The organism is Brachybacterium phenoliresistens, assembly GCF_000576425.1.
In the GTDB taxonomy this organism is placed as follows: Bacteria; Actinomycetota; Actinomycetes; order Actinomycetales; family Dermabacteraceae; genus Brachybacterium; species Brachybacterium phenoliresistens.
This window is the reverse complement of the sequence record NZ_KK069996.1, coordinates 126,985-141,729: the sequence shown is the minus strand read 5'-3', so window position 1 is coordinate 141,729 and position 14,745 is coordinate 126,985. Positions and strand designations below refer to the sequence as shown.

The 14,745-nt window shown below is 73.1% G+C and carries 16 protein-coding genes; 3 read left to right on the top strand and 13 right to left on the bottom strand.

Going from position 1 to position 14,745, the window contains the following annotated elements; all coding sequences use genetic code 11:
* The first annotated feature begins 14 nt into the window (after positions 1-14).
* Complete coding sequence (locus BF93_RS12040) at positions 15-575, top strand: hypothetical protein (protein ID WP_038372915.1); 561 nt, start codon at positions 15-17, stop codon at positions 573-575.
* An 84-nt stretch (positions 576-659) separates the two neighbouring features.
* Here BF93_RS12040 and smpB read toward each other — a convergent pair whose 3' ends face one another.
* From smpB to BF93_RS11975, 13 genes are all read right to left on the bottom strand, one after another.
* Complete coding sequence (gene smpB / locus BF93_RS12035; RefSeq protein WP_038372914.1) at positions 660-1,169, bottom strand: SsrA-binding protein SmpB; 510 nt, start codon at positions 1,167-1,169, stop codon at positions 660-662.
* A gap of 106 nt (positions 1,170-1,275) precedes the next feature.
* Positions 1,276-2,571, bottom strand: a complete 1,296-nt coding sequence (locus BF93_RS12030) for a M23 family metallopeptidase (RefSeq protein WP_038372913.1) — start codon at positions 2,569-2,571, stop codon at positions 1,276-1,278.
* 3 nt (positions 2,572-2,574) lie between these two features.
* Positions 2,575-3,492 (bottom strand): permease-like cell division protein FtsX, encoded by a 918-nt coding sequence (ftsX, locus tag BF93_RS12025; RefSeq protein ID WP_038372912.1) that lies wholly within the window; start codon positions 3,490-3,492, stop codon positions 2,575-2,577.
* Positions 3,489-5,000: a cell division ATP-binding protein FtsE gene (gene ftsE / locus BF93_RS20300; protein ID WP_415749462.1), complete on the bottom strand. Its 1,512-nt coding sequence runs from the start codon at positions 4,998-5,000 to the stop codon at positions 3,489-3,491. The genes ftsX and ftsE overlap by 4 nt, the downstream gene beginning before the upstream one ends.
* A gap of 196 nt (positions 5,001-5,196) precedes the next feature.
* A complete protein-coding gene (gene prfB / locus BF93_RS12015; RefSeq protein ID WP_038372996.1) occupies positions 5,197-6,315 on the bottom strand; it encodes a peptide chain release factor 2 in 1,119 nt (372 codons plus the stop codon).
* Positions 6,316-6,412: 97 nt separating this feature from the next.
* A complete protein-coding gene (locus BF93_RS12010; protein ID WP_038372911.1) occupies positions 6,413-7,543 on the bottom strand; it encodes a glycerate kinase family protein in 1,131 nt (376 codons plus the stop codon).
* Entirely contained in the window at positions 7,540-7,947 is a 408-nt protein-coding gene (locus BF93_RS12005) for a pilus assembly protein TadG-related protein (RefSeq protein WP_232226367.1), read from the bottom strand. Before BF93_RS12005 ends, BF93_RS12010 begins: the two co-directional genes overlap by 4 nt.
* A gap of 68 nt (positions 7,948-8,015) precedes the next feature.
* Complete coding sequence (locus BF93_RS12000; RefSeq protein WP_232226363.1) at positions 8,016-8,525, bottom strand: hypothetical protein; 510 nt, start codon at positions 8,523-8,525, stop codon at positions 8,016-8,018.
* Complete coding sequence (locus tag BF93_RS11995; RefSeq protein ID WP_084148510.1) at positions 8,525-8,971, bottom strand: TadE family protein; 447 nt, start codon at positions 8,969-8,971, stop codon at positions 8,525-8,527. The genes BF93_RS12000 and BF93_RS11995 overlap by 1 nt, the downstream gene beginning before the upstream one ends.
* A gap of 1 nt (position 8,972) precedes the next feature.
* The gene (locus BF93_RS19055; protein ID WP_051486892.1) at positions 8,973-9,254 is read right to left on the bottom strand and encodes a hypothetical protein; all 282 of its coding nucleotides are present in this window, start codon (positions 9,252-9,254) and stop codon (positions 8,973-8,975) included.
* Between the two features lie 104 nt (positions 9,255-9,358).
* Entirely contained in the window at positions 9,359-10,303 is a 945-nt protein-coding gene (locus BF93_RS11985; protein ID WP_038372908.1) for a type II secretion system F family protein, read from the bottom strand.
* Entirely contained in the window at positions 10,300-11,175 is an 876-nt protein-coding gene (locus BF93_RS11980) for a type II secretion system F family protein (protein ID WP_038372907.1), read from the bottom strand. The genes BF93_RS11985 and BF93_RS11980 overlap by 4 nt, the downstream gene beginning before the upstream one ends.
* Positions 11,172-12,395 carry a CpaF family protein gene (locus BF93_RS11975; RefSeq protein WP_038372906.1) on the bottom strand — a complete coding sequence of 408 codons (1,224 nt, stop codon included), beginning with the start codon at positions 12,393-12,395 and terminating at the stop codon, positions 11,172-11,174. Before BF93_RS11975 ends, BF93_RS11980 begins: the two co-directional genes overlap by 4 nt.
* A gap of 287 nt (positions 12,396-12,682) precedes the next feature.
* Between BF93_RS11975 and BF93_RS11970 the strand changes: the two genes are divergently transcribed.
* Complete coding sequence (locus BF93_RS11970; RefSeq protein ID WP_051486891.1) at positions 12,683-13,855, top strand: YihY/virulence factor BrkB family protein; 1,173 nt, start codon at positions 12,683-12,685, stop codon at positions 13,853-13,855.
* A 59-nt stretch (positions 13,856-13,914) separates the two neighbouring features.
* Complete coding sequence (locus BF93_RS11965) at positions 13,915-14,688, top strand: SOS response-associated peptidase (RefSeq protein ID WP_038372905.1); 774 nt, start codon at positions 13,915-13,917, stop codon at positions 14,686-14,688.
* The last annotated feature ends 57 nt before the right edge of the window (positions 14,689-14,745 follow it).

Here is a 14,745-nt window from a genome sequence, read left to right as displayed (position 1 = left end):
AGCAGGATGGGAGGATGATCAGCTTCGATGCCGCCGGCGTCACGGTGCGCGTGGACGACGAGACCCTGCGCGAGGTCGTCGAGGACGCGGACGGGCTCGCCGCCTGGTGCGCGGCCCACCCGGAGGACCCGCGCACCGTCGCCTACCTGCGGATGCTGGGCCGGCTCGACGAGGCGGCCGCGGCCGCCCGCCGCACCCTGCACGGCTCGATGCCTCCGCTGGTGCGCGCGGTGCGCCGCACCCGCTACGCCCACGTGCTGCAGTGGCAGGGCGCCTACGCCGCCGCCGAGGAGCTGCTGGACCTCGCCGCGGAGGAGACGGGCCTGGACGACCCCACCTCCCCCAGCTCGCTGTCCGTGCTGGCCTCGGTGTTCCAGCATCGGGCGAAGTGCCGCTTCGAGCATGCGGCGCTGCTGCGCCGCTCCGGGCGGCCGATGGCGGCGCGGCGGCTGCGCGACCTGGCGCTCGAGGACGCGCGGCGCGCGCTCATGATGCGCGAGAACCTCGGGGTGGCCGACGAGGGACAGATCGCCTCGAGCCGGCAGACGGTGGCCCGCCTGGAACGGGCCGAGTGATCGCCCCGGCCGCGCAGGCTCGAGCAGCCACCCCGCGCCCGAGGCCGATCCATCGGCCCCGGGCGTGACCCATCCCTGACGGGTTCAGACGAGCTCGCGCTGGCGCATGGCGCGCTGGGCCTCGCGCAGATCCTGCTGCTCGCGCAGGGTCTGGCGCTTGTCCCATTCCTTCTTGCCGCGGGCCAGTGCCACGACGACCTTCGCGTGCGAGCCCAGGAAGTACATCTCCAGCGGGACCAGCGTGTAGCCCTTCTCGCGGGTCTTGCCGGCGAGCTTGGCGATCTCCGCCTTGTGCAGCAGCAGCTTGCGCTTGCGCCGCGCGGCGTGGTTGGTCCAGGTCCCCTTGACGTAGGGCGCGATGTGGACGGCGTCCATCCACACCTCCCCGCCCTCGAGATAGCAGTAGCCGTCCACGAGGGAGGCGCCGCGGTCGCGGAGGGACTTCACCTCGGTGCCGGTCAGGACGATGCCGGCCTCGTAGGTGTCGTCGATGTGGTAGTCGTGACGGGCCTTCTTGTTGGAGGCGATGAGCTTCTTGACCGGCCCGTCGTCCTTCGCGGCCTGCTTCTTCGCCGCGGACTTCATCCTCGACATGGCTCCTCCTCACCTCCCGGGATCTCCGGCACGGACCATCCAGCATACGAGGCGGTGCCGGGGATGCGCGAGCGGATTTCTCCGAGGGCGCAGGGGCGGACCGGGATCAGAGATAGTTCATCGGGTTGACGGCGGTGCCGTCCTCGTGGACCTCGAAGTGGAGGTGGCAGCCGGTCGAGGAGCCGGTGGTGCCGATGTAGCCGACGACCTCCCCGCGCTTGACGCTCTGCCCCTGCGAGACGGCGAAGCCCTGCAGGTGGTGGTAGGAGGTGGTGATGACGCTGCCGTTCATCGTGCCGTGGGTGAGGATGATCTTGTTGCCCGCGCCGGAGTTGTGGTACGCCCGGGACACGCGGCCATCGGCCGCCGCCCGCACCGGGGTGCCGCAGGCGGAGGGGAAGTCCACGCCCTTGTGCAGCTTGCGCGTGCCGTAGATCGGGTGGACGCGCCAGCCGAAGTTGGAGTTCAGCCGGCCGGCGACCGGCTGCAGGAAGCCCGATCCCGAGACGGGGCCCAGGGCCGCGCCGCCGCCCGACCCCCCGGAGCTGCCCCGCTCGCGCTCCTCGTCGGCGAGGGCCTGGATCTCGGAGTCGAGGGTCGTGCCCTTGTCCTCGAGGGCCTCGGCGTCGCCCTGGTACTGGACCTTCTTCGTCTCCAGCTCGTCGCGCTGGGCGATCTGCGCGGCGTAGAGGTCATCGAGGTCCTGCTTCTTCTTCTCGGCATCGGCCTCGGCCTGCTCGGCGGCGGCCTGCGCCTCCTCCGCCTCGACCTTGAGGTCGGCGATCTCCTGCTCGACGGCGGTGACGCGGTCGGCGGAGCTCTCGGTGACGGACTGCTCGTCGCGCAGCTCGTCCAGCCGCGTGCCCTGGGAGGCGAGGGTCAGCTTGTAGTTCATGGAGCGGTCCACCGCGTCCTGCGGGTTCTGCGAGCCGACGTAGACGCTCGCCGGGTTCGGGGGGCCGCCGCCCTTGTAGGCGTCCAGCGCCACCTGCGAGAGCTCCTCGCCGGAGGCGTCGACCTGCTGCTGGCCCGTCTCGACCTCGGTGGTCAGCCGGTCGAGCTCGGCCTGGGCCGTCTCCAGCCGCTCCCCGGCCAGCCGGTTCTCCTCCTCCGCGGCGGCCGCAGCGGCCTGCGCGTCCTCGAGGTCCTGCTGGGCCTGCGGGATGAGCAGCTCCGTCTCGGCGAGGGCGACGTAGGTGTCGGCGAGATCCTGGTTGGTGCCCTCGAGGGAGGTGCGGACGTCCTCGAGCTTCTGGTCGATCTCGGCGCGCTCGGCGACCTTGTCGTCCCGGTCGCCCTCGGCGAGGGAGGCCGGGGTCCCCAGCACCAGCAGCTGGGCCACCAGCATCGTCGCGGCGAGCGCGGCCAGCAGTGCACGGCGGGCAGGGAGGACGGCGTTCATGGCTCAGACCTTGAGGTAGCGGTTCAGGGAGACGACGCAGGAGGCGACCGACAGGGCGGCCCCCGTCGCGACCAGGACGGGCCCGGCCCACAGGAGATCCTGCGTGCCGACCGAGATGATCTGGGATCCGAGGGTCGGCGCGAGCCAGTCCTCGACCAGGTAGCGCAGGCCCAGCCAGAGCAGGGCGCTGGAGATGAGGCCGCCGATGATCGCGGCGACCGCCCCTTCCAGCAGGAAGGGGGCGCGGATGAACACGTTGGAGGCGCCGACCAGGCGCATGATCGCGATCTCGCGGCGTCGGTTGGCCACCGACATCCGGATGGTGGTGGCCACCAGCAGCACCGCGGCCACGAGCATCAGCACCGCCAGGCCCAGCGAGAACAGGGTCGACTGGTTCAGGGCGTCGATGAACGGGGCGAACACGCTGAGCAGGTCGGTGACCTCGTCGACGCCGTCGCGGCCCTGGAAGAACTCGACCACCGCCGCGGAGGAGTCGGAGTCCTTCAGCGTGATGTGGAAGGAGACGGGCATGTCCTCGGCGGTGAAGTTGGAGACGAACCCCTCCCCCGCGAACTGCTCCTGGTAGATCGCCAGCGCCTCCTCCTGGTCCCGCTCGGAGTAGGAGTCGATGTACCCCGACAGGACATCGCCCTCGAGGGCGTCGCGCACGGACTGGATCTGCGCATCGGTCGCCGGCCCGCCGGCGCAGGATGCGGCCGTCGAATGCGGGGAGCACAGGAAGATCGTCACCTGCGACTGCTCGACCAGGGTCGACTTCATGTCGATGATCTGCTTCTGCATGAGCAGACCGGTGCCCACGAAGGTCAACGACACGGCGGTGACGATCACCACCGAGACGACCATGGCGACGTTGCGCCACAGGCCGGTGAAGATCTCCCCGAAGATGTACCGCGCTCTCATCGCAGCACCTCCGGGTCGTCCTGGATCTCCTGGAAGGCGGCGGCGTCCTCGTCCAGGACGGTGTCCCGCTCGTCGTAGAGGTCCTCGTCCAGGACGTCGTCGACCACGGCGGGCTCCTCCGCCTCTGCGGGCAGCTCCGCGGCGATCTCGGCGCGGGGATCCTCGGCGTCCTCGAGCCACGGGGAGGCGGCGAGCACCGACGCGGCGGTCGGGCGGGCGCGGTCCTCGCCGTCGGACGGCAGGGAGCCGCCGGCCGCGGACGCCGGATCACCGGCGTATTCGGCCGGGCCGGCCGCGGCACCCGGCCCCTCGGCTGCGGCCAGGGTCGCTGCGGCGGCGCCGGGGGCGAAGGGATCCCGGGACCGGAAGCGGCGGCCGGCGGCGGCTCCTCGCGACGTGCGGGCTGCGCGGCCGGTCGCGGGAGCCGAGGGCTCGTGGGGAGCGTCGGAGGCCGGGGCATCGGCCGACGGCGCCGGCCCGGGGGCCGCCGGGGCATCCGGGGTGGCCGCGGCAGCGGGAGCCGTCGGGGCATCGGCGGGCACGGGGACGTCGGCGGTCTCCGGCTCCAGGAGCTGGGCGGCGCGACGACCGCGGCGCCGGCGCTCGGGACGACGCGGCTTCTCCTCCGGGGCCTGCGTCTCCTCCGGGCTCGGCGTGGTCGCGGGCTCCGGCGCGGGGGCCTCGGGCGCCGATGCGGGGCCGGTCGCGAGCACGACGGGTCCCTCCTCGCGCGGCTCCGGGGCGGCCTCGGGGCCGTCCCCGGCGGCGAGCTCCGCCGGCAGGGCGCCGTCGGGGAGGTTGCCGGAGATGACGCTGGCCTCGCTGGCGGACTCGTAGCCGCCGGCCTCCTCGTCGCGGACTACGTGCCCGCCGACCATCTCGACCACGCGCTTGCGCATGCGGTCCACCGCGGTGGCATCGTGGGTGGCCATGACGACCGTGGTCCCGCGGTCGTTGATCTGGCCCAGCAGGTCCAGGATCCCCTCCGCGGTGGCGGGGTCGAGGTTCCCGGTGGGCTCGTCGGCCAGCAGGATCGAGGGGCGGTTGACGTAGGCGCGGGCGATCGCGACGCGCTGCTGCTCGCCGCCGGATAGCTCATGGGGCAGGCGGCGGCCCTTGTCCGCCAGGCCCACCATCTCGAGCATCTCGGGCACGAGGCGCCGCACCACCTTGCGCGGGGTCCCGATCACGGCGAGGGCGAACTCGATGTTCTGGTAGGCCGTCTTCGACGGGAGCAGGCGGAAGTCCTGGAACACCATGCCGATGTCCCGGCGCAGCGTCGGAACCCGCCAGGAGGGGATGCGGGCGATGTCCTTGCCCGCGACGTACACGTTCCCGCGCGTCGGGGAGGTCTCCTTGAGCACCAGGCGCATGAGGGTGGACTTGCCCGAGCCGGAGGCGCCGACGAGGAACACGAACTCCCCGCGGGCGAACTCGAGGGTGAGGTTCTCCACCGCCGGCTTCTGGCCGCGCTGGTACGTCTTCGTGACGTTGTCGAATCGGATCACTGCTGCCTACGGGTCGAGTGGACGGACACGCTCAGGGTAGGCGCGAGGGGGCCCGGACCGCGACGGCCACGCGGCCGATCACCGGTCAAGCCTTGGTCAAGATTCGCGGCGCCACCTGCTGATGCGCCGCTTCCTGCGGGGCGGCCCGCCGCCGCAGGGAGCCCCGGGGCGCGCACGGCCCCGGAGCGGGTCCCGATCAGCTCGCGTTCTCGCGCTGCTGGCCCACGCGCCACCGGATCCCCGCCTCGAGCAGGGCGTCGATATCGCCGTCGAACACGGCCTGCGGGTTGCCCTCGGTGTGCTCGGTGCGCAGGTCCTTGACCATCTGGTACGGGTTCAGCACGTAGGAGCGCATCTGGTCGCCCCAGGAGGCCTTGACGTCGCCGGCGAGCTCCTTGCGCTCGGCGGCCTCCTCGGCCTTCTTCAGCAGCAGCAGGCGGGACTGCATGACCCGCAGGGCGGCGGCGCGGTTCTGGATCTGGGACTTCTCGTCCTGCATCGACACGACGATGCCGGTGGGCAGGTGCGTCATGCGCACGGCGGAGTCGGTGGTGTTCACCGACTGCCCGCCGGGGCCGGAGGAGCGGAAGACGTCGATCTTGAGGTCGTTCTCGTCGATCTCGACGGTGTCGGTCGACTCGATCAGCGGGATCACCTCGACGGCGGCGAAGCTCGTCTGGCGGCGGCCCTGGTTGTCGAAGGGGCTGATGCGCACCAGGCGATGGGTGCCGCCCTCGACGGACAGGGTGCCGTAGGCGTAGGGGGCGGAGACCTCGAAGGTGACGGACTTCAGGCCCGCCTCCTCCGCGTAGGAGGTGTCCATCACCTTGGTGGGGTAGCCCTTGCGCTCGGCCCAGCGCAGGTACATGCGCAGCAGCATCTCGGCGAAGTCCGCGGCGTCGACGCCGCCGGCTCCCGCGCGGATGGTGATCACGGCGTTGCGCTCGTCGTACTCGCCCGAGAGCAGCGTGCGCACCTCGAGCTCGTCGAGCGCCTTGCGGATCGAGGCGTACTCGGTCTCGGCCTCGTGGAGGGTGTCCTCGTCGGACTCCTCGGCGGCGAGCTGCACCATGATCTCGAGGTCGTCGATGCGGCTGGTCAGCTCGTCGATCCGGCGGCGCTCGGCCTGGGCGTGGGAGAGCGCGGAGGAGACCTTCTGGGCGTTGTCGACGTCGTCCCACAGGTCCGGCGCGGCGGCCTGCTCCTCGAGGTCGGCGATCTTCGCGTTCAGGGCATCGAGATCCGTCACCTTGGCGATGGACTCGAGGGTCGATCGCAGGTGCGGGATCTCTTCGGAGAAGTCGACGGTAGCCACGAGGAGCAAGTCTACGGCAGGGCCCGGGCGGAGCCGGCCGATTCCCGGGCGCGCGTCTCCCGGGAGCAGTCCGGGACCCCCGGGGCGCGCGGAGCGGTCAGCCCCTCCCGAGCGCCGCACCGATCTCGCGGCCGATGCCCTCCAACAGCTCGGGGCCGCGCCGCAGCGCGTCCTCGAGCCCGGCGGAGCGGCCGATCAGGTCGTAGGCGGCGCCGATGCCGGCCGCGCGCAGCTGCTCCGGCGCCAGGGTCACGGCGCCGGCGACGGCGAGGACCTCCCGCCCGGCCTCGCGGGCGCGGCGGGCGACCTCGGCAGGGCCCTTGCCGTGGAGGGTCTGCTCGTCGAGCTTGCCCTCGCCGATGACGACCGTGTCCGCCTGCTCCAGCGCCTCGTCGAAGCCGAGCAGGGCGAGCACCGCATCGGCCCCGGCCTCGAAGCTCGCGCCGAGGGCGTACAGGGCGAAGCCCGCTCCCCCGGCGGCGCCCGCCCCGGGGCGGTGGGCGTGCTGGCCGCTGGGGTCGATGCGCTCCCCCGCCGCGGCGAGGCGCGCGTCGATCTCGCCGATGCGCTCGGGCGCGATGCCCTTCTGCGGCCCGTAGACGGCGGCGGCGCCCTCCGGGCCGGTCAGCGGATTGGTGACGTCGCAGGCCGCGACCAGCTCGACGCCCTCCAGGGCCGTCAGGGCGGGGACCAGGTCGACGGAGGCGAGGTCCTCCAGGCCGTCCGCGCCGGGGGCGATGTCCTCCCCGCGCGCGGTGCGCAGGTGCGCGCCGAGGCCCTGGAGGATCCCGGCCCCGGCATCGGTGGTGGCGCTGCCGCCGAGGCCCACCAGAATCCGCCGCGCTCCCGCGTCGCGGGCGGCGAGGATCAGCTCCCCCAGGCCCCGGGTGCTCGCCCGCCCCGGGGCGAGGTCTCCGCCGGGAAGGACGCGCAGCCCGGAGGTCTCGGCCAGCTCGAGCACGGCATCGGCGCCGCGCAGCGCCCACCGGGCGGGGACCGGCTGACCGGTGGGGCCCTCGACCGTGGTCGTGCGGCCCTCGAAGCCGGCGGCGAGGGCGGCCTCGACGGTGCCGTCGCCGCCGTCGGCGATCGGGCAGCGCAGCACCCGGGCGTGCGGCGCGGCGGCGGAGATGCCGGTCTCGAGGGCGTCGCAGACCTCGGCGGCGGTGAGCGTGCCCTTGAACTTGTCCGGGGCCAGCAGGACGGTGCGGGGGGCGGGGTGGGTCATCGAGCTCGAGCCTCTCCGAGGGTGGTCAGGGGGATGGACATGTCCGTCGCGCTGGTGAACCAGCCCACGAGCGGCGGGTCGACGCGGCCGGTCAGCGTCACCGAGACGGTGCCGTCCTCGGCTACGTCCACGCGCGCGACGCCCACGTCGCGGAGGCGCCCGTCCCCGAGAGGGTAGCGGGCCAGGAAGTCCTCCGCGGCCCGGCGCGCGAGAGCCGGAGTCGTCGTGGCCTGGGCACCGGGCGTGTAGAGGCCCGCCTCGTCCACGGTCTGGGAGGCGGCGAGGGCCGCGCCGTCGGCGGCATGCTGGAGGCCGTTGCGCTCCAGGTGCACGCCGGTGATGGCGACGCCGAGAGCGATCACCATGAGCACCACGGCGACCACGCCGGTGGTCAGGATGGTCATCGTCCCCGAGTCCTCGGCGAGCGCGGCGCGCAGGGATCGCGCCCTCCGGCGGATCGGGCCGCAGGCGCTCATGCGGCGCCCTCGGGGCCATTCGAGCCGGGGGCGCGGTAGCGGTCCACGGGGGCGATGTGCTCGCTGCTGACCGCGACCGGTCCGGCGCCGCCGAGGACAGGGCCCAGCCCCGGGATCGGCACGGGGATGCGCACGCTCGCGGTGACGGTCCCGCCGGGGGTCGCGCAGGGGTCCTCGGTGCAGCGGATCTCGACGACGTCCCCGGGCTCGAGGCCGAAGTCCTCCAGCACCATCCGGGCATGCGCGGAGCTGCGGCCGGATGCGGCGACGGGATCGGTCTCGGTGGCGTGGATGCGGGCGGCGTCCCGGGCGATGACATCGGCCGCGAAGACGGCCGCCTGGACGGAGCCGAGCGTCAGCACCAGGTACAGCGTCGGGATCAGCAGGGCGACGGCGAGGACCACGAACTCGATCAGGGCGTTGCCCTCGGTGCCGCGCAGAGCCCGCCCGGCCTCGCGGAGCCGGGCACCGCCGCGGAGCCGGGGCCATGGGGCGCGCCGGCGCATCACCAGGTCTCCTCGGCGATGGCGCGCCCGTCCACCTGCAATGTCCCGCGGGGACCGTAGAGGCCCACCAGCGGGAAGGCGGCGCTGACGCGGACGTCGATGATCCCGTCCTCGCCCTGCACGGCGCTCACCTCGACGTCCAGGTCGCCGCCGAGGTTCTGGTCGATGAGCTGCCGGGTCCGCTCCTCCCCGTCCTGCAGATCGTTGCCCACCAGCGAGGCGTGGTGGGCGCCCTGGACGCTCGCATCGATCAGGGTGTTGCGGGTGTGCAGGATGACGGCGGCCTGGATCACCGCGAGGGCGATGATCAGGATCAGGACGGCGACCAGGGGGAACTCGACGACGGCGGAGCCGTCCTCGGCGCGCAGCGCCCGCCGCAAGCGGGCGAGGCGGCGCCGCGGCGGTCGTCGCTGCCCAGGAGGACCGGTCCGGCGGGTCGCGGCCATGTCAGCCGACGTTGCCGCCGAGGAACGGCTTCATCGCGTTGTTGAAGATGGCCACCAGCTGATCCGCCGCGACGGCCCACAGGGCCACCACGATCGCCGCGGTCATCAGGGTGATCAGGACCCAGCCGGGCACATCGCCGCGGTCCGCCGCGAGACGTCTCGCCGCGCCGTGCAGGGCACGGCGCGCGCTGCGGCTGCTCCAGGCGCCGGCCGCCGCCGCGGCACGGCGCACATGCGCTCGAGTGGTGGTGATGGCCTGTCCGGGGGTGACGCGCGTGCTCATGGGATTCTCCGATGCTCTCGAGGAGGGGTGGTGGGATGGGATTCGTGCGGGTCGGCGCCGACGGCGGTGGGGAGAGGCCCGCGCCGGCGCCCCGTCCGCCCCGCTCACAGCGAGATCTCCAGGACGGCGAGACCGGGGAAGATCGCGAACACGATCACCAGCGGGAGCACGAAGAAGACGACCGGCACGAGCATGTAGATCTCGCGGCGGCCGGCCGTCTCCAGCAGGTCCCGCTTGGCGGTCTCGCGGGCATCCTGCGCCTGGGCGCGGAGCACCTCCGCGAGCGGGGTGCCCCGCTCGATGGCGACCGCGACCCCTTCGCCGAACCGCCCCAGGGCGTCCAGCGGGGTGCGGGTCCCCAGGCTCATGAGCGCCTCGGAGACCGTCGATCCGGCGCGGATCTCGGCGACTGTGGTGGCGAACTCCTCCGGCAGGGCGCCGCGGGAGGTGGTGGCCACGCGCTCCATGGCGGCCACAGGGCTCTCCCCGGCCGCGACCGCGAGGGCGAGCAGATCCGCGACCGTCGGGAACTCCCGTGCCATGCGCCGCCCGCGCCGCGCGACCGCGATGCCGAGCAGGTAGTCCCGCAGCAGCACGCCGCAGATCCCGCCGATGAGGATGATCATGAGGCCGAGCAGCGGGCTCGCGCCGCGCAGGGTGACGGCGGCGACGGCCAGGACGCCGGCGACCGCCATCGCGCCGAGCCCCATCACCACCTGCTCCAGGCGGAAGGTGTCCACGGTGGTGCTGCGACCGGCCAGGCGCAGCCTCCGCTCGAGCTGCTCGGGACCGCCGGTGAGCCGCTCGAGGAGACCGATCACCCGGCTCACCATGGGACCCAGCAGGCGCCGGGCCACCTGCCAGCGGCGTCCACGCTGCTCGCGCGGGGCGAGCAGGGCGCTCTCGCGGTCGCGGCGCAGATACGGGTCGATCCTCTGCGCGAGGCGGCGCGGGCGCATGATCGGGTTCCCGTAGACGACCAGCAGCAGACCGGCCCCGAGCACGAGACCCAGGCCGGCGCCGAGCAGCGCAGGATGCACGGCGGTCATCGCAGCACCCTCTCGTCCTGGGGGAGCCGCGCGATCTGCAGCATCACCCGGTAGGCCACGAGGGAGACCGCCCCGCCGATGAGGATCAGCAGGATCCCCTCGCGGGAGTCGTAGGCCTGGGCGGCCTGCGGTCGCGTCGACATGAGCACGAGCACGATCCAGGGCGCCGCCAGCGCCAGACGGGCCGCGTTCACGGTCCAGGACTGGCGGGCCTCGAGCTCGGCGCGGGTGCGGGCGTCCTCGCGCAGGAACGAGGAGAGGGTGCGCAGCAGGACCCCCAGATCGGTGCCGCCCACGTCCCGGGTGATCCGCAGCGCTTCGACGATGCGGTCGCCGACGGGGTCCGCCAGGCGCACCTTGAGGCGGTCCAGGCAGCTGCCGAAGTCTCCGCTGGCCTGATAGTCGCGGGCGAACTCCACGAACGGCGGGCGCAGCGCCTCCGGGCCGCGCTCGCCGACCTGCACGAGCGCCTCGGGCAGGGACATGCCGGCCCGGACGGCGGAGTTGATGTGGTCCACCGCTTCGGGCCAGACCTCGCGCAGCTCGATGCGCCGCCGGCGTGCCGCGGAGCGCAGCACGAGGACCGGCAGCGCTGCGGTGCCCACGGCGATCGCGAACGAGGGCACGAGCGCGGAGGAGATCGACCACAGGGTCGCCAGCACGACGAGAGCTGCCCCGGCGCTCAGCGCCGGCACGGCGACCGGCGGCACGCTGCCGAGCCCCACCTGGACGAGGTCGTCGCGGATCCGGTCGCTCCACGTGCTGAGCCGGCCCGGGCCCGCGGCACGGGGCTCCGCGGTCTCCCAGCAGGAGCGCCAGATGGCGACCAGGCCCACGCCCATCAGCAGACCGAGCAGCGCTCCCTGGATCATGCCGCGTCCCGCCCCAGCAGACGGGAGAGGTCCGCCCCGGCACGGGCGAAGCGCTCGGCATGCGGCGGGAATCCGTCGCCGCGCACCAGCTGGTCCTCGCGCAGGTGGAAGATGTCGGAGATCTCGATGACGTCGTTCTCGACGCGCCCGGGCAGTCCCGCGATCTCCCGCACGCAGCGCCGGCCGTCGGGCCGGATGTCCAGGTGGACGACCAGGTCGATGCAGCTGGCCACGGTGGGGACCACGAAGCGGCTGGAGACGTTCTCGCCCGCCAGCAGCGGCAGCGTGCACAGCTTGGTGACGGCGTCGCGGGCGGAGTTCGCGTGCACGCTCGCCATCCCCGGCAGCCCGCTGTTGAGCGCGATCAGCATGTCCAGGCTCTCGGCCTCGCGGACCTCGCCGACGATGATGCGGCTGGGACGCATCCGCAGGGATTCCTTGACCAGGTCGCGCAGGGTGATGCGACCGGTGCCCTCGAGGTTCGGCTGGCGGGTCTGCATCCCGACGACGTCGCGCAGGTGGAGGTCGAGCTCGAACACCTCTTCCACGGTCACGACGCGCTCGCGGGCCCCGATGGATGCCGCGAGGCAGTTGAGCATGGTCGTCTTCCCGGCGCCGACCGCGCCGGAGACGATGATGTTCAGCCCGGCGGCGACAGCGGCGTCCAGGAAGGCGGCGGACTGCGGGGTCAGCGAGCCGAGCTCGACGAGGTCCTCCAGCCGGTGGGCACGGGCGATGAACTTGCGGATGTTCACCGACCAGTGGCGCCGGGTCACGCTGGGGATCACGACGTGCAGACGGCTGCCGTCGCTCAGCAGGGCGTCCACGAATGGAGTGCTGAGGTCCAGGCGGCGGCCCGAGGAGACGAGCATCCGCTCGACGATGCCGCGGATCTCCGGTTCGGAGAGGACGAGGGAGGTCAGCTCGCTGCGTCCGTGGCGGGCGCAGAAGATCTGCCCGGGGCCGTTGATCCACACCTCTTCGACGCTCGGGTCGTCCAGCAGCTCCTGGATCGCGCCGTAGCCGCCGATGCGGGCCGCGACCTGCGCGACGACGGTGTCGAGGTCGCGCACCGGCGGCACCGCGCCGCTCGCGGAGCGCTGGTCGTAGTCGGCGGCGACATCGCGGATCAGGGGCTCCAGGCCGCCGGTGCGCACGTCGAGGCCTCGCCGCCGGATGATCTCGCGGGTCTCCGCCTCGATGATCGCGTGGGCCTCCATCGACCGCTCCCCTCCTGCTCCGGCGCCGCCCTCCCTGGGGACCGCCGGTGTCTTCCCTGCATCTGCGCTGTGACTGCAGCCACTCTAGGGAGATCGGCCGGATCCCGCTCCCCCGTCCCGAGGATTGTGGACAACTCCGGCACGGCGCCCGCCGCGGAGGACGTCCGTCCCCGGGCCCCGGGGACGCGCCCGCGACGGCGCACCCGGTGCGCGCAGGCCTGCGACGTGCAAGGATGACATCGCCTGAGACCCGGCCCCCGGCCGGTCCCCGACATCGCGGAGGAACCATGACGGCGAAGGACGCATCCCCGGTGACGACGAGCGGCTCGGCCACGAGCCCGGCAGCGAAGGACCGGCCCCGCCTGACGCGGGCCACCGTGGTGTACATGGCCAAGCGCGTGCTGACGGAGTTCGGCCGCGACGGCGGCACCGACCACGCCGCGAAGCTCACCTACTTCATGGTGCTCTCGGTCGCCCCGACCCTGCTGGCGGTGTTCTCCCTGGCGACGCTGGTGCTGCAGGGCTTCCAGGAGCAGATCTCCCAGCTCATCATCGACATGATCGCCCGGTCGAACCCTGACGGCGGCCAGATGAACCTCGAACCCCTGGTCACATCGACCCTGGAATCGCTGATGGGCAGCTCCACCGGCGGGACGGTCGCCCTGATCATCGGTATCGCGACGGCCCTGTGGTCCGCCTCCGCGTACGTGAAGGCGTACGCCCGGGTCTCCAACGCCATGTACGACGTCCCCGAAGGCCGCGGGCCGATCCGCATGAACGGCACCATGCTCGCCGTGACCGCCGCCCTGGTCCTGGGCATCCTCGCGATCGCGATCTCCCTGCTGCTGAGCGAGTCGATCGTGACCTCCCTGCTGGGGCCGATCGCCGAGCCGATCGGGGCGACCGGGCTGCTCACCTTCCTGGTGGACTCCTTCCTGCCGATCTGGGCGTGGGCGAAGTGGCCGGTGGTGGTGCTGCTGATGTTCGTGCTCATCTCGCTGCTGTACTGGGCGACCCCCAACATCGCCAAGCCCTTCCGGCTGATCTCCCCCGGCGGCGTGTTCGCGATCCTGGGGATCGCCCTCGCGCTGCTGGCGCTGTCGCTGTACATGTCGACCCTGGCCTCCTACTCCTCCTACGGGGCGATCGGCTCGATCATGGCGGTCCTGTTCGCGCTGTGGGTCGTGAACACGGTCATCCTGCTGGGGGCGGAGGTCGACGCCGAGTACGAGCGGGCCCGCGAGCTGGCCGCCGGCAAGCCCGCCGAGGACTCCCTGGCCCTGCCGCTGCGCGCAGAGGCCGGCGCGGTCAAGGCGGAGGACAAGTACCAGCAGGTCGTCGACGCGGGCCGGGACATCCGCCTGCGCAACCTCCATCACGACGCGGCCTCCTACACCGGCCCCGAGCACCGCCTCACCCCGCCGGAGGACCGGGCCTCCGCCCCCGAGCGCGAGGACTGACGCCCTCGGCGTCGCGCCGGCCCGCAGCCCCGATCCCGCCGCCCAGAAGGAGGCCCGCCATGTGCGGTCGATTCGCGTTCTACCAGGAGATCGAGCCGCTGCTGGACGATCTCGGCGCCGTGGATCTCACCGAGCCCGGCTTCCGGGCCCGCTGGAACATCCCGCCCACCGTGCCGATCCACGTCGTCACCGAGTCGATCGACCGGGACTCCGGGGAGGTGCTGCGGGCGCTGCGGATGGCCCGATGGGGCCTGCTGCCTCCCTTCGCGAAGGACCTCTCCTTCTCGGCCCGCACCTTCAACGCCCGGCGCGAGACCCTCGCCGAGAAGCCGTCCTTCCGCGGCTCCCTGGCCCGCTACCGGGCCGTGGTCCCGATGAACGGCTACTACGAGTGGCGGCGCGATGCGAAGGGCCGGCGCACCAAGGAGCCCTTCTTCATCACCCCGGCGGACGGCTCCCTGCTGTACATGGCGGCGCTGATCTCCTGGTGGAAGGGCCCGGGCGGGCACGAGGGCCCGGCGGCGAGCGCCGACGGCGCCTGGCTGCTCAGCGCGAGCATCATCACCCGCGAGTCCCGGGGCGAGCTCGCCGACATCCACGACCGCACCCCGCTCATGCTCACCCGGGAGGCCGTGGACCGGTGGCTGGATCCGGGCATGGACCGGGCGGCCGATGCCCAGGCCTTCGCCCTGGAGGATGCGAACCTGATCGACGACGCCCTGCTCGAGGTGCGGCCCGTCGGCCCGGAGGTCGGCAGCGTCCGCCACGACGGACCGGACCTCATCGCCCCGGCGGGGACCGCCCAGGGCCGGATCCCGCTGCCGCCGGCGTGACGCATGGCGCACCCCGGCTCCGACCACGGGAGGACGCCGGCATGCCGCGTCATCCCT

Excerpts from the sequence above, each read along its gene's own strand:
- BF93_RS12040 (WP_038372915.1), top strand. The coding sequence starts at position 15 with ATGATCAGCTTCGATGCCGCCGGCGTCACGGTGCGCGTGGACGACGAG.
- smpB (WP_038372914.1), bottom strand. The coding sequence starts at position 1,169 with ATGTCGAGGATGAAGTCCGCGGCGAAGAAGCAGGCCGCGAAGGACGAC.
- BF93_RS12030 (WP_038372913.1), bottom strand. The coding sequence starts at position 2,571 with ATGAACGCCGTCCTCCCTGCCCGCCGTGCACTGCTGGCCGCGCTCGCC.
- ftsX (WP_038372912.1), bottom strand. The coding sequence starts at position 3,492 with ATGAGAGCGCGGTACATCTTCGGGGAGATCTTCACCGGCCTGTGGCGC.
- BF93_RS12010 (WP_038372911.1), bottom strand. The coding sequence starts at position 7,543 with ATGACCCACCCCGCCCCCCGCACCGTCCTGCTGGCCCCGGACAAGTTC.
- BF93_RS12005 (WP_232226367.1), bottom strand. The coding sequence starts at position 7,947 with ATGACCATCCTGACCACCGGCGTGGTCGCCGTGGTGCTCATGGTGATC.
- BF93_RS12000 (WP_232226363.1), bottom strand. The coding sequence starts at position 8,525 with ATGCGCCGGCGCGCCCCATGGCCCCGGCTCCGCGGCGGTGCCCGGCTC.
- BF93_RS11995 (WP_084148510.1), bottom strand. The coding sequence starts at position 8,971 with ATGGCCGCGACCCGCCGGACCGGTCCTCCTGGGCAGCGACGACCGCCG.
- BF93_RS19055 (WP_051486892.1), bottom strand. The coding sequence starts at position 9,254 with ATGAGCACGCGCGTCACCCCCGGACAGGCCATCACCACCACTCGAGCG.
- BF93_RS11985 (WP_038372908.1), bottom strand. The coding sequence starts at position 10,303 with ATGACCGCCGTGCATCCTGCGCTGCTCGGCGCCGGCCTGGGTCTCGTG.
- BF93_RS11980 (WP_038372907.1), bottom strand. The coding sequence starts at position 11,175 with ATGATCCAGGGAGCGCTGCTCGGTCTGCTGATGGGCGTGGGCCTGGTC.
- BF93_RS11975 (WP_038372906.1), bottom strand. The coding sequence starts at position 12,395 with ATGGAGGCCCACGCGATCATCGAGGCGGAGACCCGCGAGATCATCCGG.
- BF93_RS11970 (WP_051486891.1), top strand. The coding sequence starts at position 12,683 with ATGACGGCGAAGGACGCATCCCCGGTGACGACGAGCGGCTCGGCCACG.
- BF93_RS11965 (WP_038372905.1), top strand. The coding sequence starts at position 13,915 with ATGTGCGGTCGATTCGCGTTCTACCAGGAGATCGAGCCGCTGCTGGAC.